Source organism: Kangsaoukella pontilimi (assembly GCF_009830125.1).
Taxonomy (GTDB): domain Bacteria; phylum Pseudomonadota; class Alphaproteobacteria; order Rhodobacterales; family Rhodobacteraceae; genus Kangsaoukella; species Kangsaoukella pontilimi.
In genome coordinates, this window is sequence record NZ_WUPT01000001.1 from 619,960 (window position 1) to 643,388 (window position 23,429).

Annotated in this window: 25 protein-coding genes, 1 tRNA gene and 1 pseudogene; 17 read left to right on the plus strand and 10 right to left on the minus strand. The window is 63.9% G+C overall.

The window, feature by feature from the left end; translation table 11 throughout:
- The first annotated feature begins 114 nt into the window (after positions 1-114).
- Positions 115-1,014 carry a DMT family transporter gene (locus GQ651_RS03180; protein WP_319637380.1) on the plus strand — a complete coding sequence of 300 codons (900 nt, stop codon included), beginning with the start codon at positions 115-117 and terminating at the stop codon, positions 1,012-1,014.
- 66 nt (positions 1,015-1,080) lie between these two features.
- Here the strand turns inward: GQ651_RS03180 and GQ651_RS03185 are convergent.
- From GQ651_RS03185 to GQ651_RS03195, 3 genes and pseudogenes are all read right to left on the minus strand, one after another.
- Positions 1,081-1,236, minus strand: a pseudogene (locus GQ651_RS03185) (integrase core domain-containing protein); the annotation flags it as partial.
- 167 nt (positions 1,237-1,403) lie between these two features.
- Positions 1,404-1,479 (minus strand) — tRNA-Ala (locus GQ651_RS03190).
- A 74-nt stretch (positions 1,480-1,553) separates the two neighbouring features.
- Positions 1,554-1,883, minus strand: a complete 330-nt coding sequence (locus GQ651_RS03195; RefSeq protein ID WP_160762761.1) for a TIGR02300 family protein — start codon at positions 1,881-1,883, stop codon at positions 1,554-1,556.
- A 149-nt stretch (positions 1,884-2,032) separates the two neighbouring features.
- Here GQ651_RS03195 and GQ651_RS03200 point away from each other — a divergent pair, with 149 nt between their 5' ends.
- From GQ651_RS03200 to GQ651_RS03210, 3 genes are all read left to right on the plus strand, one after another.
- Positions 2,033-2,716, plus strand: coding sequence for a M48 family metallopeptidase (locus tag GQ651_RS03200; protein ID WP_160762762.1), 684 nt, complete (start codon positions 2,033-2,035; stop codon positions 2,714-2,716).
- 33 nt (positions 2,717-2,749) lie between these two features.
- A complete protein-coding gene (locus tag GQ651_RS03205) occupies positions 2,750-3,394 on the plus strand; it encodes a GntR family transcriptional regulator (protein ID WP_160762763.1) in 645 nt (214 codons plus the stop codon).
- 79 nt (positions 3,395-3,473) lie between these two features.
- The gene (locus GQ651_RS03210; protein WP_160762764.1) at positions 3,474-4,718 is read left to right on the plus strand and encodes an MFS transporter; all 1,245 of its coding nucleotides are present in this window, start codon (positions 3,474-3,476) and stop codon (positions 4,716-4,718) included.
- On the opposite strand, the gene GQ651_RS03215 is transcribed toward GQ651_RS03210, so the two are convergent.
- The 5 genes from GQ651_RS03215 to GQ651_RS03235 form a co-directional block, all read right to left on the minus strand.
- Positions 4,715-5,350 (minus strand): HAD family hydrolase, encoded by a 636-nt coding sequence (locus GQ651_RS03215; protein ID WP_160762765.1) that lies wholly within the window; start codon positions 5,348-5,350, stop codon positions 4,715-4,717. The two genes, GQ651_RS03210 and GQ651_RS03215, sit on opposite strands and share 4 nt — an antisense overlap.
- Before the next feature lie 4 nt (positions 5,351-5,354).
- Complete coding sequence (locus GQ651_RS03220; protein ID WP_160762766.1) at positions 5,355-5,798, minus strand: YaiI/YqxD family protein; 444 nt, start codon at positions 5,796-5,798, stop codon at positions 5,355-5,357.
- Positions 5,795-6,622 (minus strand): S-formylglutathione hydrolase, encoded by an 828-nt coding sequence (gene fghA, locus GQ651_RS03225; RefSeq protein ID WP_160762767.1) that lies wholly within the window; start codon positions 6,620-6,622, stop codon positions 5,795-5,797. The genes GQ651_RS03220 and fghA overlap by 4 nt, the downstream gene beginning before the upstream one ends.
- Before the next feature lie 10 nt (positions 6,623-6,632).
- A complete protein-coding gene (locus tag GQ651_RS03230) occupies positions 6,633-7,562 on the minus strand; it encodes an AEC family transporter (protein WP_160762768.1) in 930 nt (309 codons plus the stop codon).
- Positions 7,563-7,803: 241 nt separating this feature from the next.
- The gene (locus GQ651_RS03235; protein WP_160762769.1) at positions 7,804-8,715 is read right to left on the minus strand and encodes a LysR family transcriptional regulator; all 912 of its coding nucleotides are present in this window, start codon (positions 8,713-8,715) and stop codon (positions 7,804-7,806) included.
- Between the two features lie 129 nt (positions 8,716-8,844).
- Here GQ651_RS03235 and GQ651_RS03240 point away from each other — a divergent pair, with 129 nt between their 5' ends.
- The 13 genes from GQ651_RS03240 to GQ651_RS03295 all read left to right on the plus strand — a co-directional run bounded on the left by GQ651_RS03240 (position 8,845) and on the right by GQ651_RS03295 (position 21,042).
- Positions 8,845-12,282, plus strand: coding sequence for an indolepyruvate ferredoxin oxidoreductase family protein (locus tag GQ651_RS03240; protein ID WP_160763927.1), 3,438 nt, complete (start codon positions 8,845-8,847; stop codon positions 12,280-12,282).
- A gap of 116 nt (positions 12,283-12,398) precedes the next feature.
- Complete coding sequence (locus tag GQ651_RS03245) at positions 12,399-13,301, plus strand: lysophospholipid acyltransferase family protein (RefSeq protein ID WP_160762770.1); 903 nt, start codon at positions 12,399-12,401, stop codon at positions 13,299-13,301.
- Entirely contained in the window at positions 13,282-14,094 is an 813-nt protein-coding gene (locus GQ651_RS03250; protein WP_160762771.1) for a glutamate racemase, read from the plus strand. The genes GQ651_RS03245 and GQ651_RS03250 overlap by 20 nt, the downstream gene beginning before the upstream one ends.
- Positions 14,095-14,149: 55 nt before the next feature.
- Complete coding sequence (gene argC, locus GQ651_RS03255; RefSeq protein ID WP_160762772.1) at positions 14,150-15,178, plus strand: N-acetyl-gamma-glutamyl-phosphate reductase; 1,029 nt, start codon at positions 14,150-14,152, stop codon at positions 15,176-15,178.
- A 151-nt stretch (positions 15,179-15,329) separates the two neighbouring features.
- Entirely contained in the window at positions 15,330-15,773 is a 444-nt protein-coding gene (gene ccmE, locus GQ651_RS03260; RefSeq protein ID WP_160762773.1) for a cytochrome c maturation protein CcmE, read from the plus strand.
- Positions 15,774-15,834: 61 nt separating this feature from the next.
- Positions 15,835-16,446, plus strand: coding sequence for a holin-associated N-acetylmuramidase (locus tag GQ651_RS03265; RefSeq protein ID WP_160762774.1), 612 nt, complete (start codon positions 15,835-15,837; stop codon positions 16,444-16,446).
- Positions 16,437-16,973 (plus strand): holin family protein, encoded by a 537-nt coding sequence (locus GQ651_RS03270; protein ID WP_160762775.1) that lies wholly within the window; start codon positions 16,437-16,439, stop codon positions 16,971-16,973. Before GQ651_RS03265 ends, GQ651_RS03270 begins: the two co-directional genes overlap by 10 nt.
- Entirely contained in the window at positions 16,963-17,142 is a 180-nt protein-coding gene (locus GQ651_RS03275) for a hypothetical protein (RefSeq protein WP_160762776.1), read from the plus strand. Before GQ651_RS03270 ends, GQ651_RS03275 begins: the two co-directional genes overlap by 11 nt.
- 11 nt (positions 17,143-17,153) lie before the next feature.
- Positions 17,154-17,279 carry a hypothetical protein gene (locus tag GQ651_RS18875; protein WP_264464679.1) on the plus strand — a complete coding sequence of 42 codons (126 nt, stop codon included), beginning with the start codon at positions 17,154-17,156 and terminating at the stop codon, positions 17,277-17,279.
- The gene (locus GQ651_RS03280; protein WP_160762777.1) at positions 17,276-17,698 is read left to right on the plus strand and encodes a hypothetical protein; all 423 of its coding nucleotides are present in this window, start codon (positions 17,276-17,278) and stop codon (positions 17,696-17,698) included. The genes GQ651_RS18875 and GQ651_RS03280 overlap by 4 nt, the downstream gene beginning before the upstream one ends.
- 68 nt (positions 17,699-17,766) lie before the next feature.
- Positions 17,767-19,746 carry a heme lyase CcmF/NrfE family subunit gene (locus GQ651_RS03285; RefSeq protein WP_160762778.1) on the plus strand — a complete coding sequence of 660 codons (1,980 nt, stop codon included), beginning with the start codon at positions 17,767-17,769 and terminating at the stop codon, positions 19,744-19,746.
- The gene (locus GQ651_RS03290; RefSeq protein ID WP_160762779.1) at positions 19,743-20,195 is read left to right on the plus strand and encodes a cytochrome c-type biogenesis protein; all 453 of its coding nucleotides are present in this window, start codon (positions 19,743-19,745) and stop codon (positions 20,193-20,195) included. Before GQ651_RS03285 ends, GQ651_RS03290 begins: the two co-directional genes overlap by 4 nt.
- 70 nt (positions 20,196-20,265) lie before the next feature.
- Positions 20,266-21,042, plus strand: coding sequence for an enoyl-CoA hydratase-related protein (locus GQ651_RS03295; RefSeq protein WP_160762780.1), 777 nt, complete (start codon positions 20,266-20,268; stop codon positions 21,040-21,042).
- On the opposite strand, the gene GQ651_RS03300 is transcribed toward GQ651_RS03295, so the two are convergent.
- On the minus strand, positions 21,039-21,809 hold the full coding sequence (locus GQ651_RS03300; protein WP_160762781.1) for an SdiA-regulated/phytase-like domain-containing protein: 771 nt from the start codon (positions 21,807-21,809) through the stop codon (positions 21,039-21,041). The genes GQ651_RS03295 and GQ651_RS03300 overlap by 4 nt on opposite strands.
- Positions 21,810-22,047: 238 nt before the next feature.
- On the minus strand, positions 22,048-23,343 hold the full coding sequence (gene gltA / locus GQ651_RS03305) for a citrate synthase (protein WP_160762782.1): 1,296 nt from the start codon (positions 23,341-23,343) through the stop codon (positions 22,048-22,050).
- Between the last annotated feature and the right edge of the window lie 86 nt (positions 23,344-23,429).

Here is a 23,429-nt window from a genome sequence, read left to right on the forward strand (position 1 = left end):
TGTAGCGCTTAGGCGAGAAGGGCGCGTCCGATGTCAGGAATTCGCTGGTACACTGCGAGGCTTGCGGCCAAGCCGAACGCTGCCGTCTTGGCGCGTCGTGCCGATCGGGCGGTCGTGGGGAGTCAGACGTTCGGCGAAAGATCCTCGTCACTGGCGGGTTACGCTTGGATGTCGCTTGCTGTCCTGATCTGGGCGAGTTGGCTGGTTCTAACCTCTTCGGGGCGCACGACGACTCTTGCGGTCATCGATCTCGCCGGTTTTCGCGCCATAATCCCGACGGTGGTGCTGGCACCATTGCTTTGGCACCACCGTCGCACCATCGCCCAATTAGGCGCAGCACGATGCTTGTTGCTGTCTGCCTACGGGGCGCCATTCTCCTTGCTTGTGGGCCATGGATTGAGCATAGCGCCGGTGGCCCACGCAGGTGCAGTGGTTCCTGGCTTGATGCCTGTCTTCGCCGTTGCTCTGGCCTATGTTTTTCTGGGTGAGCGGCTGAGCAGAGGCAGTTTCCTCGCCCTCACGCTCATCCTTTCCAGCGCAGCGGCGATTCTTCTTCGCGGCGCGGACGAGTTGGCAGTGCATGATATGAGACTTGGACACCTTCTCTTTTTGTTGGGGGCGCTCTGCTGGGCGTGTTTCGCCGTAACAATTCGAGCGTTCGAAATCCCTGCGTTCCTGGGGACTGCCTTAGTGGGCGCTGTATCGATAATTTGGCTGTTGCCGCTTTGGATAGTGTCCGATCTATCCAATATTGCCGAGACGCATTGGACCGACATTGCCTTTCAGGCGCTCTTTCAAGGCATCATTTCGGGCTTGATTTCCATTTACGCTTTCGGCCGGGCGCTTCGGCTCATTGGTGGGCAGGCGCCCGTCCTGTCGGCCCTGACACCAGGCGTCGCGGCCATACTTGCTGTTCCGGCCCTTGGCCAAGTTCCGCAATTGCCGGATGCCCTTGCCCTTGGGGGCGTCGTGATAGGGTTGGTTATTTTGAACATCGGCCTGAAGCTTCCGTGAACAGCAGAGGTGGTTCGGTTTGTTTTGACAGTTTCGAGCCGTTTCTTAAGTGGATTTCCCGCTCGATTATGCCGCCACCGGGATTGGTGACGACGGGTGGATGTATGCCTGATCGGGCGTTTGCCCGTCCAGCGATGAATGCGGTCTGCGTGTGTTGTAGAACTCCAGATACCTTCGCAGGGTTTCACGGGCGACCGTTACGCTGTCAAAGGCGCGCAGGTACCCGGACAGTTCTGCGAGGGTCATTTGGCCTTGTTCTGAGGCAGCGGCCAACGGAAGTAAAATATGCCGTGGCGTGAAGTGCTAAGATACGCAGGTAGCTTCATTGTGTGTCACACCTATGTGTCACACTGTTCTAGTATCTAGCTAAACTATTGAACTGTAGGTGATGGTGGAGCCAAGGGGAGTCGAACCCCTGACCTCTTGCATGCCATGCAAGCGCTCTCCCAACTGAGCTATGGCCCCATCCGGGTGCGGGCAGTTTCTGCCTGCCCGCGTGGGTTACTCAAACCCGACTTCGCCCGCAAGCGAAAAATCCGTCAGTCGTCGTCATCCGAGCTGACATCGGCGATGTCGTCGAGCGACACGTCATCGCTGTCGTCGTCATCGTCCAGAACGTCATCACCGAGATCGACATCGGTGTCGTCATCGTCGTCGTCGAGGATGACATCATCGTCATCGACCAGGTCTTCTTCTTTCTTGGACCGGGCGTCGGCCTTGTCGGCGACCATGGTGCGCGTGGCCTTACCTGTGTCCAGATTGACCACTTCGCCCGTATACGGGCTGACCACAGGGTTCTTGTTCATGTCGTAGAAGCGCTTACCGGTCGTCGGGCAGATGCGTTTCGTACCCCATTCTTCCTTGGGCATGGGTTTCCCTTTTTGTCTAAAACCTATCAGGATTGTCGCGCCACCTGCCATAAAGGTCTGACACTGTCAAAGCCTTTCGCGGCAGGGCTTGCGAACGCGCGCCCCGGCGGTATCGTGAGCCCCGAGGCAGCAGGACGAGAGGCAGGCATATGGGGCGGATCACGCTTCAGGGCAACCCCCCGATTGATGTGCTTGTCCGGCAGAGCGGCCGGGCGCGCCGGCTGTCGCTCAGGGTGTCCCGGCTGGACGGGCGCGTGACGTTGACCCTGCCGCGGGGGGTCAGCCTCGACGAAGGGCGCCGCTTTGCGGAATCGAAGAGCGACTGGATCGCCGGCAACGTGACGGCGCGCCCGTCCGAGGTGGCGGTGGGCTTTGGCAGCCTCCTCCCAGTGGAAGGGGTGCACCATAAAATCGTCCCCGGCGCGGGCAGGGTGCCGCGGCTCACCGAGGCGGGACTTGAGGCGCCTGTATCCGGCACCGCCGGGGCGCTCAGGGCCTGGCTGGTCGAGCGGGCGCGGGCGCGCGCGATGGCGCGGATCGGCGGCTACTCGGCACAGATCGGCAGAAAGCCGGGCAGGCTGACGCTTCGCGACACACGGTCCCGATGGGGCTCGTGCACCGAGGCGGGCAATATCATGCTGTCCTGGCGTCTCATCCTCGCGCCGTCGGAAGTGTTCGACTACGTCGTGGCGCATGAGGTGGCGCATCTGGCTGAGATGAACCACAGCCCGGACTTCTGGGCGGCCGTCGCGGCGATCTACCCCGGCTATGCGGCCCCACGGCGCTGGCTGCGGCGCGAAGGGCACGATCTGCACCGCTATCGCTTCGATTGACGGGGATAGGCGTTCCGTGGTCACGTTCCGCCCATGCTGAGCCGTTCCGCCGATCCATTGCCCGCCGCCCATGACCGCGTATATCGCGCGCTCAGATCGCGCATCATGCACGGCGAGATCGACCCGGGCGCGGCGCTGACCCTCAGGGGGATCGGAAAGGAGTTCGGCGTCTCGATGACGCCTGCGCGCGAGGCGGTGCGGCGTCTGGTGGCAGAAGGGGCGCTGACCCTGTCGGCATCGGGAAGGGTCTCGACACCGGAGCTTTCGAATGAGCGGATCGAAGAACTGGCCGCGCTCCGGGCACTTATCGAGACCGAGCTGGCGAGCCGCGCCCTGCCGCGTGCGCATCTGGCACTGATCGACCGCTTGCAGACCATCAACAACACCATCGCCGAGGCCATCGCCAAGGGCGATGCCGTGGCGTACATCCGCGCCAACCTGGAATTTCACAGAACGCTCTACCTGCGGGCCCAGGCGCCCGCGATGCTGGCCATGGCGGAAACCGTGTGGCTTCAGCTCGGGCCGACGATGCGGAACCTCTACGGTCGGCTGCGGCGTACGGAAGTGCCCAAGAACCACCGTCTGATTCTGGCAGCACTCAGGGCAGGGGACGAGCCGGGCCTGCGCCTTGCCGTCCGGTCCGATGTCACGCAGGGCCTGAGAATGGTGGCCGGCTAGGCGCCGGATCAGAATTCCTGAACCATGTCATCATGCTTTGTCGTTTGACCGGGTCGCGTTTTCGGCGCAAATCGAAGTCATGGAAACGCGCACTCCCCTGTTCACACCGGTGCTGCTGGTCGGCTGTGCCATCATCCTCGTCAGCTTTGCCATCCGGTCGGCCTTCGGAATCTTCCAGATTCCCATCGCCGAGGAATTCGGCTGGGCGCGGGCCGAGTTCTCGCTCGCCATCGCCATCCAGAACCTGTTCTGGGGGATCGGACAGCCGCTTTTCGGTGCGCTCGGCGAGCGGATCGGGGACCGGAAGGCGATCATCCTTGGCGCGCTTCTCTATGCGCTCGGCCTTGGTCTGTCGTCTATGTCGACGACGCCTTTCTCGATCCAGGCTCTCGAGGTGCTTGTTGGCTTCGGGATCGCGGGCACCGGTTTTGGCGTGATCCTTGCAGTGGTCGGGCGCGCGGCGTCCGACGAGAACCGGTCGATGTCGCTGGCAATCGTGACGGCGGCAGGCTCGGGCGGGCAGGTGATCGGGCCCCCTCTGGCCGAGGCGCTTCTGACGGTCATGCCCTGGCAGTCGGTGTTCCTCGTCTTCGCGGTGTCCATCCTTGCTGTCCTCCTGACGCTGCCCATGATGCGCGCCCCGGCGGCGAGCAAGGCCGAGCTGGAAGAGAGCATGGGCACGGTTCTGCGGCGCGCTTTCCGCGACCCGTCCTATGCGCTGATCTTCATGGGGTTCTTCTCCTGCGGCTATCAGCTTTCCTTTACGACCGCACATTTTCCCGCCCTCGTCACCGAGATGTGCGGCCCGATCCTGCCGGGCGGACTGCTCCATGGGCTCGGGATCACAACAACCTCGGCCTTAGGCGCAATCGCGATTTCCGTGATCGGCTTCTTCAATATCGCCGGCACGCTCGCCGCAGGTTGGGCGGGCAAGCGTTATTCCAAGAAATACCTGCTGGCCGGCATCTATGCCGCGCGGACGCTGGTGGGCGCGGCCTTCATCATGACACCCATTACGCCTGCGACGGTTCTGTTGTTCTCGGCGGCCATGGGATCGCTCTGGCTGGCCACCGTGCCGCTGACCAGCGGCCTCGTCGCGCATCTTTACGGGCTGCGCTATATGGGGACGCTCTATGGCTTCGTCTTCTTCAGCCACCAGCTGGGCTCGTTCCTGGGGGTGTGGCTGGGCGGGCGGCTTTACGACGTGACGGGCGACTATACGCTTGTCTGGTGGATCGGCGTGGGCGTAGGTGCCTTCAGCGCGATCATCCACCTGCCGATCCGCGAGAACCGCCCCGCCGTTCCGCCCGCCGCCGCGGCCTAAGCGCTGGCGAGCGCGGCGCGGGCTTCGTCCGCCGTCAGAAGCCCTTCCGCGACCAAAACCTCGGCCCAGCCTTCGGGCTGCGTGAAGTGGTGCGCGACCCAGCCCCGCGCGCGAGCCGCTTCGACGTTCTTGAGGCTGTCATCGGCGAAGACCAGTTCTGCGCCACTCTTTCCCGTACCCCGCTCGACATGTTCGTAGATCGCCGGGTCCGGTTTGATCACGCCAAGACGTCCCGAGACGAAGGTATCGTCGAACTCATTTAGAATGGGGTAATTGGCCTGCGCGAGCTCGAGCGTATCCCAGCCGAAATTCGTAAGCGCCACGACCTTGATGCCCTTGGCCTTCAGCGCCCTCAGAAGCGCGGCCGAGCCCGGAATGTCGGGAGAGAGCATCGACAGCCAGTCGTCATGCCAGGCGCGGATCTCATCGGCCCAGTGGGGGAATTTCTTGGCATGAGAATAGGCCACGTCGCGGGAATGCCCGCCGAGGTCGATCAGCGCGTTCATCTTGTGAAGATCGGCCTCTTCGAAAAGACGCTTGCGGGCGTCCTGACCGATCCGTGCATCATAGACCCGTTCGGGGTGCCATTCGACCAGCACCATGCCGATATCGAAAACGACGACGCGTTCCATGCCTTTATCCTTTCGTTCGCCTCAATTCACGTTCCAGGGCCTCGCGGAACCGTGCGCGGTCCGCCTTGCCGAAGGGCCGTCCGCCGCCCTGGCGGAAGGGGTCTGCGGCACGAAGATCCGCCATAAGGTCCCGCGTGGCGAGCGCATTGCCGACATTGGCCTCGGTCAGTGCCTCGCCATTGGGCTTCAGCACGCGCGCACCTGCCTCGACCGCTCGCGCTGCGAGGGGGATGTCGCTGGTGATGACGACATCGCCCGGACCAGCGCGCTCGGCAATCCATTTGTCGGCCTCATCCGCGCCCTGATCGACAAAGACGCTTTCGATCAGTGGATTGGGCGAGGGCCGGATGCCGCCGTTCGAGACCATGGCGACCCGTGTTCCGTGGCGGGTAGCCACGGCTTCGACCTCGGCCTTCACAGGGCAGGCATCGGCGTCGACATAGATCACCGGGCAAGCGCCTCGGCGTGGAAAGCGATGTGGTCGGCCATGAAGGTCGAGACGAAGAAATAGCTGTGGTCATAGCCCTTTTGCAGACGCACCGTCGCCTCGGCGCGGCGTGCGGCCAGCGCTTCGGCCAGAGCTTCGGTCTTCAGGAGGTCTCCGAACTGATCGTCGGTGCCGGTGTCGATCAGAAGGGGCGCATCGAGCGCGCCCTTACGGACAAGGCATGTGGCGTCATGGGCCGTGCCGGCCTCGGGGCTGCCCAGATAGGCCGCGAACTGCTTCCGGCCCCAGTCGGACGCGGACGGATTGCAGATCGGAGCGAAGGCCGAGACCGAACGGAAGCGGCCCGGTGACTTGGCGGCCAGCGTGATCGCGCCGTGCCCGCCCATGGAATGGCCCGTGATGGCCTGACGCTCGGCGTCGAGGGGGAACTCGGAAAAGAGAAGATCGGTCAGGTCGTTCAGGATATAGCTTTCCATCCGGAAATGCGGTGCCCAAGGCGCTTCCGTTGCGTCGACGTAAAAGCCTGCGCCCTGGCCGAGGTCATAGGCCTCGTCATCCGCCACGCCATCGCCGCGCGGGGACGTGTCGGGAAAGACGACCGCCATGCCGTAAAGCGCGGCATGTGCCTGCGCGCCTGCCTTCACCATGGCGTTCTCGTGCGTGCAGGTCAGGCCGGAGAGGTACCAGAGCAGAGGGACCGGCCCGTCCTCGACCCCCTCCGGAAGGAACAGGCCGAAGGTCATATCGGTGCCGGTCGCCTTCGACGCATGGCTGTAGACGCCCTGGACGCCTCCGAAACACTTGTTTTCCGAAAGGGTTTTCATGGTGTCTCCTTCACAGTGTTCCGATCCAGGCGATGACGGCGGCGACTGTCACGACGGACGCCGCCGTCGAGATCAGTATCGACGCAGACACGCGCTGCGGCGCGACGCGGTAATGCTGGGCCAGAATGTAAACGTTGCCCGCCACGGGCAAGGCGGCGGCGGCGATCATCACACCGGCGGCGAAGGGCTCGACCGGCCAGATCAGAAGCGCGGCGATGGCCACGGCGGCAGGGTGGAGGATCAGTTTGACAGACGACAGCCAGAGCGCCGCCGACAACCGCTCCGCCGATTTCGACGCAAGGCTCGCCCCGATGGCAAAAAGCGCGCCGGGCGTGGCGGCGGCTCCGAGCAGCGTCAGGAACTCGTCTACCGGCTGCGGCATGGGCAGCGCGTAGGACGACCAGATCAGTCCCAGCGTGATCGACACGATCATGGGGTTCTTGATCAGGCCGAGTGCGACGGTCTTTAGGATCGCCGGGCGCATCCGGCCGTCACGCGAGCCGGTGATCAGCACCACGATCAGGCTGCCGAAGAAGATCAGGTCCACGGACAGAACCATGATCACCGGTCCGATCGCCTCTTGGCCCAGGAGGAGTGACAACATGGGTACGCCCAGAAAGCCTACATTGCCGATGACTGCGCATTGCGCCTCGACTGCGGCCTCGGCGATCGAGAGTTTGCGGAAAATCGCGACCGCTGTGGCCATAAGATAGACGGCCAGGGTCGCGGCCAAGTAGGCCGAGACGAAATTCCAGTCCAGCACCGAGCCGAGTTCGAGCGTGGCCGAGAACCGGAACAGCATCGCGGAAAGCGCGAAATAGAAGACGAACTTCGTAAGATACGCGGTGGCCTCTTCCGTGAAAAAGCGGGTCCGTCCGGCCCAGTATCCCAGACCGATCACGGCGAAGAACGGTAGGGTCTTCAGAAAAATCTCCCACATGCGGAAGCGGGTAGCATGTAGGCGCGCCCTCTGCATCAGAGAAAACCGCGCCAGCGCGGGGTGGCTGGGCGAGGCCCAAAAAAAAGGCCCGGCGAAAGCCGGGCCAGTCCAACAGGGAGGTAGAATACGACGCAGCGCGTCGCGTTCGGGAAGGGATTTATGAGCGGCGCCCGTTCCGATCAAGCATAAGTTGACCAATTAGTAAGCAAACCCGCCATGCAAATCCTGCATGGCTGCGCGTTTATTCGGCGCTCTTTGCTTCAGCCTTCATCTTTTTCCGCTGCGTGATGATTTCTTCGGTCACGAAATCGCGGAAGGCCGCAATCCGGCGCGACTGCCTGAGTTCCTCGGGGTAGGCGAGGAAGACAGGCACCTCGCTCGACTCGATATCGGGCAGGACGTGGGTGATCTCCGGGAAATCCTCGATCACGTAATCGGGCAGCACCCCGATGCCGAGATTGGAGCGGACGGCCTGAAGAACGCCGAAGTAGTTATTCACGGTCAGCCGCGAGGGGATGTCATAGGTCAGAAGCTCGCGCACGAGGTTTGCGCCGGCGATCACCTGCGTGACGCCGGTGTTCATGTAGATCAGCCGGTGCCCGGACAAATCCGCCATCGTCTTCGGCACGCCGCGGCGTTCGAGATAGTCTTCTGTTGCATAGAGCCGCATGTGGACGGTCATCAGGCGTCGCCGGATCAGGTCGGCCTGGCTGGGTTCTTTCATGCGGATGGCGACGTCGGCCTCGCGCATGGGCAGATCCAGCACACGCTCTTCAAGCATCAGGTCGATGCTGAGTTCGGGGTATTTCTCGTAGAGTTTGGGCAGGCGTGGCGCCAGCCAGAGCGAGCCGAAGCCTGTCGTGGTGGTCACGCGCAATTCGCCGAAAACTTCCTCCTCGCTGTCGCGGATGCGCGCTTCGGCTGTATCGAGGCGCCGGGTCATGGCGGACGTGGCATCGAACAGGAGCTCTCCCTGTTCGGTGAGAATCAGTCCCCGTGCGTGACGGTGGAACAGGGTGGTGTTGAGGCTTTCCTCCAGCGCGCGAATCTGACGCGAGACGGCCGACTGGCTCAGATGCAGCGTGTCGCCCGCGTGGGTCAGACTGCCTGCATCCGCGACGGCGTGAAAGATTCTGAGCTTGTCCCAGTCCATTTGGTCTTGGCCCCGCGATGTTTGCGTTAACTTCTTCACATGCCTTGCGCTGCGGATAAAGCCCCATGACAACGCTCAGATGACGGATGTTTCATTTGTAGGTCAGAGTTTTTGACCTATAATGCGGATATCCACGAGGAGGAAGTGGTGAGCACGCAATCCGTCAGTCTGCACGACAAATACGACCTGTCGAAGGAGCATGTGCTTCTGAACGGGACGCAGGCGCTGGTGCGGCTCATGCTCACGCAATCGGCCCGTGACCGTGCTGCGGGGCTGGATACGGGCGGCTATGTCTCGGGCTATCGCGGCTCGCCCCTTGGCGCGGTGGACCAGCAGATGGCCAAGGCGGCAAAGGACCTCACGGCCGCGGGTGTGCTTTTTCAACCGGGTCTGAACGAGGATCTGGCGGCGACCGCGATCTGGGGCACGCAGCAAGCCGGTTTGAAGGGCGACGGCAAGCATGACGGCGTCTTTGCGCTTTGGTACGGCAAAGGGCCGGGCGTCGACCGTTCGGGCGATGTGCTGCGCCACGCCAACATGGCCGGGACGGCGCCCCATGGCGGTGTTCTGATGGCCCTCGGTGACGACCACACGGGCGAATCTTCGACCACCTGCCACCAGTCCGACTGGGCGGTAATGGACGCCTATATTCCCATCCTGTCCCCGGCAGGTGTGCAGGAAATACTCGATTTCGGGCTCTATGGTTACGCGCTCAGCCGCTTCTCGGGCATGTGGTGCGGGCTGAAGCTGATGAAGGACACGGTGGAGGTCACATCGGTCGTGGATGGCCGTCCCGACCGTATGCACTTCGTCCAGCCCGAGATCGACCTGCCCGCGGGCGGGCTGAACATTCGGCAGGGCGATCACTGGATCGCGCAGGAAGCCCGTCTGATCGACCACAAACGGTGGGCCGCCGAGGCCTTCGCCCATGCCAACAGGATCGACCGGCGCATCTGGGGCAAGCCCGGTGCAAAGATCGGCTTCGTCGCGGCGGGCAAGAACTGGCTCGATCTGGTGCATGCTCTGGGGCTTCTCGGTATCGACGAGGGCGAAGCCGAGCGGCTTGGGATTACGACCTACAAGATCGGCCAGACCTTCCCGATGGACATGGCGGGGTTCCACGACTGGGCCGAGGGGCTCGATCTGATCGTTGTGGTCGAGGAAAAGCGCAAACTGATCGAGGTCCAGATCAAGGAAGCCATCTTCGACGACCGGCGCGGCCGGCGGGTCTATGGCTGGCACAAGGGCGGTGCGGGTGGCCTGCACCGCGAAGAACTGTTTCCGACACGCTTCGCGCTCGATCCTGTGATGATCGCCGAGAAACTGGGCGGCATCCTGCTCGAAGAGGGGCGCGAGACCGACCGTCTTCGCGCCGCGCTCGACCGGCTGGCGGCGACCCATCACGGCAACGATGCGCCTGACCTGGCCGTGCGCACGCCCTATTTCTGCGCCGGTTGCCCGCACAATACCTCGACCAAGGTGCCGGAGGGCAGCCGCGCTTATGCCGGGATCGGGTGCCACATCATGGCGATGTGGATGGATCGCGAGACGTCGAACTACACCCATATGGGCGCCGAGGGCGCCAACTGGATCGGCGAGGCGCCTTTCGTGGAAACGGACCACGTTTTCCAGAATATCGGGGATGGCACCTACAATCACTCGGGCTTGATGGCGATCAGGGCGGCTGTCGGTTCGGGCGTGAACATCACCTACAAGATCCTCTATAACGATGCCGTCGCGATGACCGGCGGGCAGGGGAACGATGGCGGCCTTGGCCCTGACCGGATCGTCCGCGAGGTGCTCGCCGCCGGTGTGTCGCGCGTGGCCGTTGTCTTTGACGAGAAAGAAGAGCCGCGTCGTGAGGATTTCCCGTCAGGCATCGGCTGGCATCCCCGGTCCGAACTTGGAGAGGTTCAGGAAGAATTCCGCAAGATCAGGGGCGTGAGCGCCATCGTTTACGTGCAGACCTGCGCCGCCGAAAAGCGCCGCCGCCGGAAGCGCGGGACGTTCCCGGACCCCGACAAGCGGGTCTTCATCAATACAGACATCTGCGAGGGCTGCGGCGATTGCGGGGTTCAGTCGAACTGCGTCGCCATCGTTCCGGTCGAAACGGAACTGGGCCGGAAGCGGGCCATAGACCAGTCCGCCTGCAACAAGGATTTCTCGTGCCTCAAGGGCTTCTGCCCGTCCTTCGTAACCGTCGAAGGTGGCACGCCCCGCAAGGCGGCCAGCGCCGAAATCGACACGAATGGCCTGCCTGAGCCGTCCTTGCCAGCGATCTCGGGGACCTACAGCGTCGTCATCACCGGTGTTGGCGGCACGGGGGTTGTGACCATTGGCGCGCTTCTGGCCATGGCAGCCCATATCGACGGCAAGGGCGCCGCGATGATGGAGATGGCAGGCCTCGCCCAGAAGGGCGGCGCGGTGCATATCCACTGCCGCCTTGCCGAGCGTCCAGAGGATATCAGCGCGATCCGCGTCGCGCCGGGCGAGGCGGATGCGGTGATCGGTGGCGACCTTGTCGTGACGGCCGGGGCGAAAACCCTCGACCTGATGCGCTCGGGGCGGACTGGGGCGGTGGTGAACACCCACGAGATCATGACTGGGGCCTTTACTCGCGACACAGAATTCCGAATTCCGGGCAAGGAGTTGCGTGACGTTCTTGAGGACCGGATCGGGGGCGGAATGACAATTCTCGATGCGACCGAACTGGCCGCGCGGGGAACCGGCGACTCGATCTACGCAAACATGGTGTTGCTTGGTGCCGCGTGGCAGTCGGGCCATATGCCGCTGACCCGCGCCGCACTCCGCGAGGCGATCCGTCTCAATGGCGCAAAGGTGGAAGAGAACCTGAAGGCCTTCGAGATCGGGCGTTGGGCCGTGGTCCACCCAGAAGCCGCGGCGCGTCTGGTCTCGGCCGAGGTGATCGACAAGCCAAAGACACTGGACGAGCGCATCGCCTATCGCGAGCGGCACCTGACGGCCTATCAGTCGGCGCGTCTGGCGCGGCGGTATCGGCGGCTGGTCGACCGCTTCGACGACGCGAGGCTGCGCGAGGCTGTTGCTCTCGGTTACCACAAGCTCTTGTCCTACAAGGACGAATACGAGGTTGCGCGGCTCGCCACCGAGACCCGTGCGAAGGCGGAAGACGCTTTTGCGGGCGATCTGAAGCTGACCTATCACCTTGCTCCGCCGATCCTGTCCCGCACAGGCGCGGATGGCCGCCCGAAGAAGCGCGGGTTCGGCGAGGGGATCGAGCGGCTTTTCCCGTTGCTTGCGCGTCTGAAGTGGCTGCGCGGCACCCCGTTCGACCCGTTCGGCCGCACTTCCGAGCGACGCATGGAGCGCCATGCAATCCGGGAGTACGAGGCCGATATGGAGCGGCTGCTGACTGGGGAGGTGAAAGACCCCGATGCAGCCGTTGCGCTTGCAAGGTTGCCGCTCGACATCCGCGGATTCGGGCCGGTCAAGGAGGCTAACGCGAAGGCCGCCGCGAAGCGCCGGGACGAACTCCGCGACCGGGTCGCCAAGGGCGCCCCCGCGCGCGATCTGATGGCCGGCGAGTAACAGTAGCCGGGGCGCAACACCCTGCGTCCAACCTGCGCCCGGATAGACGCAGCAGCATTCTCGGCTTTGCGAAAACCGGTCTAGCTAGTCTCAGGGAAACATATCGGGCAGGGCCGATGAACCGGCAGGTCGCGCGCGACATCAGTTACGCTTATTCGGCGTCCACAAGAGGCGGCAGGGCCGTCATCCGCACGCTTGAAAACGCCACAGGCAGGTTGCGTCTGATCCGGCGCGCCGAAGGCTATCACCGGGATGTCGCGGGCGGCGCCGATTTCTGGGATGTGATGATCAGCCGCTATGGTCTCAGCCTGGACGTGGTGGGCGGATCGCTGGACAACCTGCCCGAGACCGGGCCGCTGATCGTGGTCGCGAACCATCCCTACGGGATTCTCGACGGGCTGATGATGGGCCATATCCTGAGCCGTCGGCGCGCAGGCGACTTTCGTATCCTGGCCCATCGGGTCTTCCGCAAGGCCGAGGATCTGGACCGCATCATTCTGCCCGTCAGCTTCGACGAAACCCGCGAGGCGCAGCTCACCAATCTGGAAACGCGTAAGGCAGCCCTGAGCTATCTCGCCGAGGGTGGAGCGATCGGCATCTTCCCGGGTGGCACGGTTTCGACCGCAGCGCGCCCGTTTTCGCGCCCGCTCGATCCCGGCTGGCGGTCTTTCACGGCCAAGATGATCTCGAAATCGGGGGCGACCGTAGTCCCAATCTATTTCGAAGGCGCCAATTCCCGCCTGTTCCAGATCGCGAGCCACCTGCATGTGACGCTGCGCATGGCGCTTCTGATCAACGAATTCAAACGCCGGGTGGACGAGCCGGTCCGGGCCGTCATCGGTGAGCCGATCCCTCAGGACGACCTTGCGCGATACAGGGGCGATGCCAAGGGAATGATGGACTTTCTTCGCGCTCGGACCTATGCCCTGTCCCCGAAGCCTCTTGGGCGGGCCGATTACGGGTTCGAGTTCGAGGCGCGGTACAAGCGGGCAGGCGGGCATGTCGGTCGGGATATTTGACAGCGGATTGGGCGGGCTGACGGTCTACCGGGCCGTCGCGGAGCGACTTCCGGACCTTCCGGTCGTCTACTACGGCGACAACGCTCACACGCCCTACGGCGTGCGCGATGCCGATGACATTTACGACCTGACCACCAAGGGTTGCCAGCGCCTGTTCGATGCGGGTTGCGATCTGGTGATCCTGGCCTGCAACACGGCGTCGGCGGCGGCGCTTCGGAAGATGCAGGAGGCTTGGGTGCCCGAGGACAAACGCGTCCTTGGCGTGTTCGTGCCCCTGATCGAGGCGCTGACCGAACGGCAATGGGGCGACAACTCGCCTCCGCGTGAGGTCGCCGTAAAGCATGTGGCGCTTTTCGCGACGCCCGCGACCGTCAGGAGCCGCGCCTTCAGCCGGGAGCTGGCCTTCCGTGCCATCGGCGTCGATGTCGAGGCGCAGGCCTGCGGGGGTGTGGTGGACGCGATCGAGGATGGCGACATGATCCTGGCTGAGGCGCTGGTCCGGAGCCATGTGGACGCGCTGAAGCGCAAGATGCCCGAGCCGGATGCCGCCGTTCTGGGCTGCACGCATTACCCTATCGTGGAAGACATCTTCCGCGATGCGCTTGGCGAGGGCGTCACCGTTTTCAGCCAGCCCAAGCTGGTGGCCGAAAGCCTGGCCGATTACCTCGACCGGCGTCCCGAAATGGTGGGGCCGGGCAAGGTGACCATGTTCCTCACCACCGGCGATCCGGCGCGCGTCAGCGACCAGGCGACGCGGTTCCTCCGACGACGGGTCGATTTCCACGCCGCCTGATTGCGGCGGCAGCCCATTCGTCTTACATGACCGAAAAGCTACGGGAGCGAGGGACATGTCCCATAAAATCGCCATTCTGGGCGCCAGCGGATACACCGGCGCCGAACTAATCCGGCTTATTGCCACGCATCCGACATTCGAGATCGTGGCGCTGTCGGGCGACCGAAAGGCCGGTCAGCCGATGTCGTCGGTCTATCCGCATTTGCGCCATCTCGATCTTCCCGATCTGGTTACCATCGAAGATATCGACTTCTCAGGCGTCGATCTGGCCTTCTGCGCACTGCCCCACGCCACCAGCCAGGCGGTGATCCGGGATTTGCCGAAAGACCTGAAGGTCGTGGACCTGTCCGCCGATTTCAGGCTGCGCGACCCGGAGGCCTATGCCAGGTGGTACGGCGGGGCGCATCAGGCGCTCGATCAGCAGGCTGAGGCCGTCTATGGGCTGACCGAGTTCTATCGCGAAGAGATCCGCGCAGCGCGCCTTGTTGCGGGCACCGGCTGCAACGCGGCCACCGGGCAGTTCGCGCTTCGCCCGCTGATCGCGGCGGGGGTCATCGACCTTGACCGGATCGTCATGGACCTCAAGGCCGCCGCGTCAGGTGCCGGACGCTCGCTGAAGGAGCATCTTTTGTTCTCGGAGCTCTTCGAGAACGTGAAGGGGTATTCCATGGGCGGCACGCACCGTCATCTGGGCGAGTTCGATCAGGAATTTTCCGCCATCGCCGGGCGCGAGGTGCGCGTGCAGTTCACGCCGCACCTGATCCCGGCGACGCGGGGTATCCTGCTGACCAACTACGTCAGCGGTGATCCCGAGGCCATCCATGCGGCGCTGACGGCGGCCTATGCCGAAGAGGTCTTCATCCGGGTTCTGCCGATGGGCGAGGTGCCGCAGATGAAGGACGTCCGCGCCTCGAATTTCTGCCATATCGGCGTGGTGGGCGACCGGATCGACGGGCGGGCCACCGTGGTCGCGGTGCTCGACAACCTGACCAAGGGATCGGCGGGACAGGCTGTTCAGAACGCCAACCTGATGCTGGGTGTGGAAGAGACGGCGGGGCTGATGGCAGCGCCGGTTTTCCCGTGACAGGTTTTGCGCCCGCTTCGCGGTCGCGGTGGTCGGACGCGATGCCGCGCCCGGCAGGAGCGAGGGGGCGTTGCCCCCTAGTGCTCCCCCAGAGTATTTTCGAACAGAAGAAGACGCGCGAAGTCTTAACGGCCAATGTGAGGGGGCTGTCATGAAGGGCTTGAAGAAGCAGCGCCGCATTCAGATCATCGTGCTGGCGACGATTGCGATGGTCGCGGCGTTCGGTGCGTTCTACATCGCGGCGCCGGATGCGCTGCAGTTTTTCCGTTCGCCTTCCGAGGTGGCCGAAACGCCGCCGCCGCCCAACGAGCTTTTCCGGATCGGCGGACTGGTCGAGGAGGGCAGCCTGGTGCGTGGTCAGGGTGAGACGATCACCTTTCGTGTGACCGATGGCGGCGCGTCGGTGCCCGTCGCCTACACGGGCGTCCTGCCGGACCTGTTCGGCGAAGGTGAGGGCATGGTCGGCACTGGGCGCTATATCGACGGCGTCTTTCAGGCGACCGAGATTCTTGCCCGCCACGACGAGACCTACATGCCGGCCGAGGTGATCGACGCGCTGAAGGAGCAGGGCGTCTATCAGGAGCCGAACGGTTAGTATCGGACCCATTAACCCTTTTCAGCGAGCGTGACCCCCGACGTGACAGGCGGGGGCGGACATGCGTTCGGTGGAAGAGATTGCCGATGAGATCATCGCGCGGGAAGGCGGCTTCGTAAACGATCCGGACGATCCGGGCGGTGCCACCAAATACGGGGTAACGGTCGGCACGATGCGCCGGCTTGGTCTGGATCTGACCGGGGATGGCAAGGTCGGGGCGGCGGATGTGCGGCGTCTGACGCGATCCGCGGCGCGGCGGATTTTCGTGACGGAGTATTTCCGCGGTCCGGGCCTTCACCGCTTGCCCGTCCCGGTGCAGCCCAGTGTTTTCGACATGCAGGTGAACGCCGGCCGCGAGGCGGTGCGTATCCTGCAGCGACTGTGTGGCGCGTTCGGGCATCCGACCGAGGAAGACGGCATCATCGGAGAGCGGACCGAGGCAGCGGCGGCGGGCGCGTTCCGCAATGCGCCCGAGCATTTCGTCGATGCCTACGGAATCGAGCGGCGGAATTTCTACTACCGCCTTGCCGACAGGCGCCCCGCAAGCCGGAAGTTTGCCCGCCGCCGCGATGGCGGGAAGGGCGGCTGGATCACAAGGGCCGAAGAGTTCATTCATCCCCGCTATCATCTGAGCGCGGCGGAACATGCAGCACGGGTGGCGGCATGGGACTGATCGGGACGCTTATGGCGCTCTTGTTCGGGGGCGGGCGAAACGCGGTCCGTGAGACCGTCGAGGTCTTCCGACCGAATGCCGAGGCGTCCGAGACGCGGGATGCGGCGCGGGCCGCAGCGGCGCTGGGGCAGTTCGCGGCGGAATTCGCATTGCCGAAGCGCGGCTGGTTCGACCGTGCGGTTGACGGGCTGAACCGTCTGCCGAGGCCCATGCTGGCCTTCGGGACGATCGGGCTGTTCGTCGCGGCCATGGCCGAGCCGGTCTGGTTCGCGGAGCGCATGCAGGGGATTGCACTGATCCCTGAAGCGCTCTGGTGGCTGATGGGCGCTATCGTGAGCTTTTACTTTGGCGCACGTCACCAGACGAAAAATCAGGACTTCCAGAAGGATATGGCGGGTAGCCTTGCACTGGCGCGAAAGATCGAGGCGGCGGCGGCACAGTCTGCCGGCCTCATGGCCGCACAGCAGCACGTCGCGCCCGACGCCAACGCGGCGGTCCAGGAATGGAGGGCGCGCCATGAGCGGTGACGTGTTCGCGCGCCTTGCTGCCGAGCATGGCCCGTGGGTGCTCTTGGTCTTCTTTCTGCTCTGGCGGGACCTGCAGAAGGATCAGGCGACACGCTCGGTTCTGGACAAGAATGCGCTGGTTCTGACCGAGATCGCCACGGTGATCCGCGAGCGGATGCCACGGGGCTAAGGGGCGGGGCGATGCGGACCATCTGGCAGAAACTGAGAGCACTCCTGATCGGGCGGCGCCTGCAGGACGCGCTCGACCGGAATACCGAAGCCGCCGAGCGGCTGGACTGCGCATTACAAGAGGCGCTGAAGCGATGACACAAGCCATTCTGATCCTGATCACGATCCTTGCGGCATTTCTCTCGGGCGATGCCTGGCTGGGCTATGACATCGTCTATCAGACCGCCTATGGCGCTCTGACGATGATGGCGGCGATGATCTCGCTGACCTTTCTCTGGCTCTGGGCGCGGAGGGCGACGCCCCTGGCGCTTGGCATGTCCTTCACATGGGCGGGCGCGTCGAGCGTTCTGGGCTGGTGGTGGGTCTACCGGCTGATGGAGGCACCGGCGGCGATGGTGGACAGCGCGGCACTGTTTGTCTTTCTGGCGCTCTATTTCTGCGGCGCGGTGCTGCATTTCGCGGTGATCGGGCGGTCCTTTGGCGCGCCGCGTCTGAGCTTTCTGATGCCGGTCCTGGGGGCGGTGTCGGTGTCGGTCCTGATTCAGATCGTCTTCTGAGATCATTTCCCCGCGACCAAGCGTCCCGTCCTCTTGGCGGGGCGCGCGGCGGCGTCTAATCTCCGCCCATGATAGTGGAACTCGGACATTTCGCCCTTATTCTTGCGCTGGTCGTTGCACTGGCACAGACCGTTCTGCCGCTGGTCGGCGCGCATAAAGGCTGGCGCGGCTGGATGGCCGTCGCGGAGCCTGCCGCCACCGTGCAATTCGCGCTGCTACTCTTCTCTTTCGCGGCGCTTACATGGGCCTTTGTTGCGTCGGACTTCTCGGTACGTCTGGTTACAGCCAATTCCCATACCGACAAGCCGATGCTTTACAAGGTCACCGGCGTCTGGGGGAACCACGAGGGCTCGATGCTGCTCTGGTGTCTGATCCTGGCCTTTTTCGGCGCACTGGCGGCGTGGTTCGGGGGCAATCTGCCTGACCGGCTGAAGGCGCGCGTGCTGGGCGTGCAGGCGTCGGTCGGCGTGGCGTTCCTCGCCTTCCTGATCTTCACGTCGAACCCGTTCCTCCGCCTCGTTAACCCGCCTCTGAACGGGCAGGATCTGAACCCGCTTCTGCAGGATCCCGGCTTGGCCTTTCATCCGCCGTTCCTCTATATCGGCTATGTCGGCCTCTCGATGAGCTTTTCCTTCGCTGTGGCCGCCCTGATCGAGGGGCGCGTGGACGCGGCCTGGGGGCGGTGGGTGCGGCCCTGGACACTACTGGCTTGGCTCAACCTGACCATCGGCATCGCGCTCGGGTCCTGGTGGGCCTATTACGAGCTTGGCTGGGGCGGTTTCTGGTTCTGGGATCCGGTCGAGAATGCAAGCTTCATGCCGTGGCTCATCGCCGCCGCGCTTCTGCACTCGGCCATCGTGGTCGAAAAGCGCGAGGCGCTGAAAAGCTGGACGATCCTTCTTGCCATCCTCGCCTTCGGGTTCTCTCTGATCGGTGCCTTCATCGTGCGCTCGGGCGTGCTGACGAGTGTGCATGCCTTCGCGAATGACCCCGAGCGGGGCGTTTACCTGCTGATCATCACGGCCATTTTCATGGGCGGCGCGCTGACGCTTTACGCCGCCCGCGCGGGCGGCATGCAGGCCAAAGGCGTCTTCAGCACGGTCAGCCGGGAAAGCGCGCTGGTGGCGAACAACCTGCTTCTGGCGGTGGCCACTTTCGTGGTCTTCCTCGGCACCATCTGGCCCCTCGTGGCCGAGATGATCTGGGACCGGAAGCTGTCGGTCGGACCGCCGTTTTTCGACGCGGCCTTCACTCCCTTCATGATGGCGCTGGCGCTTTTGCTGCCTCTCGGTTCGATCCTGCCCTGGAAGCGCGCGTCCGTGAGCAAGGTCATGCGCCCGCTCTGGGCGGCGCTTGCGGCGGCTTTCGTGGTGGCGGCACTTGCGTGGGTCTTTGGCACAGGCGGAACGCTGATCGCACCGGTGGGTGCGTTCCTTGGCGCGTGGCTTGTCTTCGGCGCGGCGGCGGACCTTTGGCTCAGAACCGGGCGCGGCGATCTCTCGGGAAAGATCGGCCGGGTGCTCCGGCTGCCGCGTGCCGACTGGGGCCGCGTCGTGGCCCATGCAGGGCTTGGCATCACCTTTATCGGGATCGCCTTCCTGACCGCCTGGCAGGTCGAGGATATCCGCGTCGCCCGCGAGGGCGAGACCTTCCGCGTGGCGAGCTATGACGTGACGCTGGAAGGTGTCCGCAGGGTGCAGGGGCCGAACTACATCTCGACCATGGCCGAAATCTCGCTTGCGCGCGACGGGCGCGAGGTTGCGCGTCTGACGCCGGAAAAGCGCATCTACCCCGTGGCGGGGATGCCCACCACCGAGGCGGCGATCGACAATGGCGTGTTCCGTGACCTCTACGTGGTCATCGGCGACCCGCAAGAAGGCGGCGGCTGGGCCGTTCGGACCTTCATAAAGCCATTTGCCAACTGGATCTGGGCAGGTGCGATCATCATGGCTCTGGGCGGTGTCCTGTCCCTGACCGACCGCCGCTACCGCGTTGCGGCAGGTGTCCGGCGGCCTGCCGCGCCAACGGGCGGGGTTCCAGCGGAATGAGCATCGTTCGCGCGCTTCTGATCTGGGTGCTTCTGTCGGTGCCGTCTTTCGCCGTGGAGCCGGGCGAGGTGTTGGACGATCCGGTTCTCGAGGAACGAGCGCGCGAACTTTCCAAGGGGCTGCGCTGTCTTGTCTGCCGGAACGAGAATATCGACGAATCCAACGCCGACCTCGCCCGAGATCTGCGGCTTCTGGTGCGCGAACGTCTCGTGGCGGGCGACACGGACGCAGAAATCATCGACTTCGTTGTGGCGCGCTACGGCGAATACGTCCTGCTCGCACCGCGCGCGACGGGCTCGACCCTGATCCTCTGGATTGCAGGTCCCGCGGCGCTTCTCTTCGCGCTTCTGATCGCGGCGCTCTATCTTCGCCGGAACCGTCCCGTGGCCGGGAATGCATCTCTCAGCGAAGAAGAAAAGGCGCGGCTCAAGGAATTAATCGGCGAGTGACGTCCCGTCGCTCTTTTCCGAACCGTTTCGTTCACTTATCTCGGTGTCAACGAAGCGAGAGGACATTCCGATGGAATACAGCACCATCCGCCTGAACATCGACGCCGGCGTCGCGGTGATCACGCTGGACCGGCCCGAGGTCATGAACGCGCTCAACACGCAGATGCGGGCCGAGATTCTGGATGCGGTCAAGGCGGCCGAGCGTCATGCGCGGGTGATCGTGCTGACCGGGACCGGCAATGCATTCTGCTCGGGTCAGGATCTGGGCGGAGGGGCCACGCTTGCCTCCGCCGATCTCGAGAGGACGCTTCGTGACGAGTACAACCCCATGCTCAAGGCCATCGCCGACAGCCCGCTGCCGGTGATCGCGGCGGTGAACGGCGCAGCGGTTGGGGCCGGCGCCAGCCTTGCGCTCGCTGCCGACGTGGTGATCGCGACCGAAAGCGCAGTCTTCCTTCAGGCCTTCGCTCGGATCGGCCTGATGCCGGATGCGGGCGCCACCTACTGGCTGCCGCGCCAGATAGGTTTTCAGCGCGCCATGGGCGCAGCGCTCTTCGCCGAGCCGGTCACTGCAAGGCAGGCGGCCGATTGGGGCATGATCTGGGAAGCGGTGGCCGATGACCGTTTCGCGGCGCATTGGCGCGCCCGTGCCGAGGCTTTGGCGAACGGTCCGACTGTCGCCTATACCAGCATGAAGGAGGCGCTTCGCGGCAGCTTCAACCGTACTTATGACGAACAGCTCCTGGCCGAGGCGAAATTGCAAGGCCAGTGCGGCAAGACGCGGGATTTCCGCGAAGGCGTTCTGGCCTTCGTCGAGAAGCGGAAGGCCGGCTTCGAAGGCCGCTAGAACATCATGCAATCGGCGCCGGGCGGCAATGGCTCGGCGCCTTCGGGCAGCGTTGGGGTGTAGGCAAAACTTGCGATCGCCGCGCCGCTGTCGAAGGCGATGAAAAGCTCGTCAGATCCGGGGCGAAGCGCAATACCCTCGGGGTCCAAGCCGAACTCGATCAGCGATTGCGAGGCGAGAAGCCGGCCCTCGGCATCGAACTCGAAAAGGCTGTTCGAGCCCTCCATGTCGTCGACGATCAGCAGGTGACCTGTGCGCGGATCGCGCGCAATCCCCTGTGCCTCGTAGATCGGCGGGTCGAATGTGGTCGTGTCGATCCGGCGGATCATGGTTCCATCCGGCGAGAGCCAGCTCAGCCATTCGGGATCGTCCTCGACAGTGATGAGGGTGCCGTCGGCATCGACCGCAATGCCCTCCGTGTCGGCCCAGCCGGTGGAGACCTGAAACGGTGCACCGAGGACCTGTCCGGACTTGGTGAGGCGCTGAAACATCCCGTCGCCATCCGCTACGATCAGGTCGTTGCCCTCGATGGAAATCGCCTTGATTCGTGACAGGTCGGAACCGAACCGCCGGAGTTCCTCGCCCTGCAGCGTGACCAGAATGACCTCCGGCCCCTCATTCGCGATCCAGAGACCACAGAAGGCCGGATCGTAGTCGAGACTGGCAGGCCGGTTCAGCGAATAGCGGTCGAGCAGTTTCAGGTCGAGCGCCGCGGCGGGAGTCGTCAGCACTGTGGCAAGGGCGAAGGCGGCGAGTGATCTCCTCATAGAAAATGAAGTGGACCGGCTGGCGCCCATGTCAATTCCGGCGGTGGCGCGCGCGTCAAACAAAGAGGGGGGCTGTCTGCCCCCCCGCCGCCCTGACGGGCGACTCCCCCCGAGGATTTTCCGGACCCAAAAAAGGTCGGGCCGTTAACCTTAACAGATATTAAGGTTAACGCGGGCTTTCTTCTGTTTGGAAATACTCCGGGGGTGAGCCCCGGAGGGGCGAGGGGGCAGCGCCCCCTCAGCGGTCCTCGACGTCGACGTAGTCGCGCGCCGTCTCGCCCACGTAAAGCTGGCGCGGACGGCCGATCTTCATCTGCGGGTCCGCGATCATCTCTTTCCACTGGCTGATCCAGCCCACCGTGCGCGCGAGTGCGAAGATGGGCGTGAACATCGAGGTCGGGAAGCCCATCGCGTCGAGGATGATGCCGGAATAGAAATCCACGTTTGGGTAGAGCTTCTTTTCCTTGAAATACGGGTCTTCGAGCGCGATCCGCTCCAGTTCTTTGGCGACCTGAAGCGTCGGGTTGTTCTCGACGCCCAGAAGGTCGAGCACCTCGTCCGCCGATTGCTTCATGACCTTCGCGCGCGGGTCGAAATTTTTGTAGACACGGTGTCCGAAGCCCATCAGGCGGAACGGATCGTTCTTGTCCTTGGCGCGCTCGATGAACTCGGGGATGCGATCGACCGAGCCGATCTCGCGCAGCATTTCCAGACAGGCCTGGTTCGCGCCGCCATGGGCCGGCCCCCAGAGGCAGGCGACGCCTGCGGCGATGCAGGCGAACGGGTTCGCGCCCGAGGACGAGGCAAGGCGCACCGTCGATGTGGACGCGTTCTGCTCGTGGTCGGCGTGGAGCGTGAAGATACGGTCCATCGCGCGGCTGAGTATCGGGTTCACTACATATTCCTCGGCCGGGACCGAGAAACACATGCGCAGGAAGTTCGACGCGTAATCGAGGTCGTTCTTCGGATACACGAAGGGCTGACCGATATGATATTTATAGGCCCATGCCGCGATGGTCGGCATCTTGGCGATCAGGCGGATCGAGGCGACCTCGCGCTGCCAGGGGTCCGAGATATCGGTCGAGTCGTGATAGAAGGCCGACATCGCGCCCACGACACCCACCATGACCGCCATCGGATGCGCGTCCCGGCGGAAGCCGCGGAAGAAGTTGACCATCTGCTCATGCAGCATCGTGTGCATGGTCACGCGGCTCTCGAAATCCTCAAGCTGGTCGGCGGACGGCAGTTCGCCGTAAAGCAGCAGATAGGCCACTTCGAGGAAATGCGACTTCTCGGCGAGCTGGTCGATGGGATAGCCCCGGTGCAGCAGCTCGCCCTTGTCGCCGTCGATGAAGGTGATGGTCGAGTCGCAGGACGCGGTCGACGTGAAGCCGGGATCGTAGGTGAACACGTCCGCCTGCGCATAGAGCTTGCGGATGTCGATCACATCGGGGCCCGCGGTCGGAGACAGAACGGGCAGTTCGTAGTTCTTGCCGTCGATGGTGAGCGTAGCGGATTTCTTCGTGTCGGCCATGGTCGTCCCTGTGTCTCGGGCCCGCAAGCGGGTCGTTGATGGTCCGCGCCCGGGCAGGGAGCGCGGTGAAGCGTCTTGTCCGGCCT

Bases quoted from the DNA above. Each gene is read 5' to 3' on its own strand.
- GQ651_RS03195 (WP_160762761.1), bottom strand. From the start codon at position 1,883: ATGCCCAAGGAAGAATGGGGTACGAAACGCATCTGCCCGACGACCGGT.
- GQ651_RS03200 (WP_160762762.1), top strand. From the start codon at position 2,033: ATGGGGCGGATCACGCTTCAGGGCAACCCCCCGATTGATGTGCTTGTC.
- GQ651_RS03205 (WP_160762763.1), top strand. From the start codon at position 2,750: ATGCTGAGCCGTTCCGCCGATCCATTGCCCGCCGCCCATGACCGCGTA.
- GQ651_RS03210 (WP_160762764.1), top strand. From the start codon at position 3,474: ATGGAAACGCGCACTCCCCTGTTCACACCGGTGCTGCTGGTCGGCTGT.
- GQ651_RS03215 (WP_160762765.1), bottom strand. From the start codon at position 5,350: ATGGAACGCGTCGTCGTTTTCGATATCGGCATGGTGCTGGTCGAATGG.
- fghA (WP_160762767.1), bottom strand. From the start codon at position 6,622: ATGAAAACCCTTTCGGAAAACAAGTGTTTCGGAGGCGTCCAGGGCGTC.
- GQ651_RS03230 (WP_160762768.1), bottom strand. From the start codon at position 7,562: ATGTGGGAGATTTTTCTGAAGACCCTACCGTTCTTCGCCGTGATCGGT.
- GQ651_RS03235 (WP_160762769.1), bottom strand. From the start codon at position 8,715: ATGGACTGGGACAAGCTCAGAATCTTTCACGCCGTCGCGGATGCAGGC.
- GQ651_RS03245 (WP_160762770.1), top strand. From the start codon at position 12,399: ATGAACCGGCAGGTCGCGCGCGACATCAGTTACGCTTATTCGGCGTCC.
- GQ651_RS03250 (WP_160762771.1), top strand. From the start codon at position 13,282: ATGTCGGTCGGGATATTTGACAGCGGATTGGGCGGGCTGACGGTCTAC.
- argC (WP_160762772.1), top strand. From the start codon at position 14,150: ATGTCCCATAAAATCGCCATTCTGGGCGCCAGCGGATACACCGGCGCC.
- ccmE (WP_160762773.1), top strand. From the start codon at position 15,330: ATGAAGGGCTTGAAGAAGCAGCGCCGCATTCAGATCATCGTGCTGGCG.
- GQ651_RS03265 (WP_160762774.1), top strand. From the start codon at position 15,835: ATGCGTTCGGTGGAAGAGATTGCCGATGAGATCATCGCGCGGGAAGGC.
- GQ651_RS03270 (WP_160762775.1), top strand. From the start codon at position 16,437: ATGGGACTGATCGGGACGCTTATGGCGCTCTTGTTCGGGGGCGGGCGA.
- GQ651_RS03275 (WP_160762776.1), top strand. From the start codon at position 16,963: ATGAGCGGTGACGTGTTCGCGCGCCTTGCTGCCGAGCATGGCCCGTGG.
- GQ651_RS18875 (WP_264464679.1), top strand. From the start codon at position 17,154: ATGCGGACCATCTGGCAGAAACTGAGAGCACTCCTGATCGGGCGGCGC.
- GQ651_RS03280 (WP_160762777.1), top strand. From the start codon at position 17,276: ATGACACAAGCCATTCTGATCCTGATCACGATCCTTGCGGCATTTCTC.
- GQ651_RS03285 (WP_160762778.1), top strand. From the start codon at position 17,767: ATGATAGTGGAACTCGGACATTTCGCCCTTATTCTTGCGCTGGTCGTT.
- GQ651_RS03290 (WP_160762779.1), top strand. From the start codon at position 19,743: ATGAGCATCGTTCGCGCGCTTCTGATCTGGGTGCTTCTGTCGGTGCCG.
- GQ651_RS03295 (WP_160762780.1), top strand. From the start codon at position 20,266: ATGGAATACAGCACCATCCGCCTGAACATCGACGCCGGCGTCGCGGTG.
- GQ651_RS03300 (WP_160762781.1), bottom strand. From the start codon at position 21,809: ATGAGGAGATCACTCGCCGCCTTCGCCCTTGCCACAGTGCTGACGACT.
- gltA (WP_160762782.1), bottom strand. From the start codon at position 23,343: ATGGCCGACACGAAGAAATCCGCTACGCTCACCATCGACGGCAAGAAC.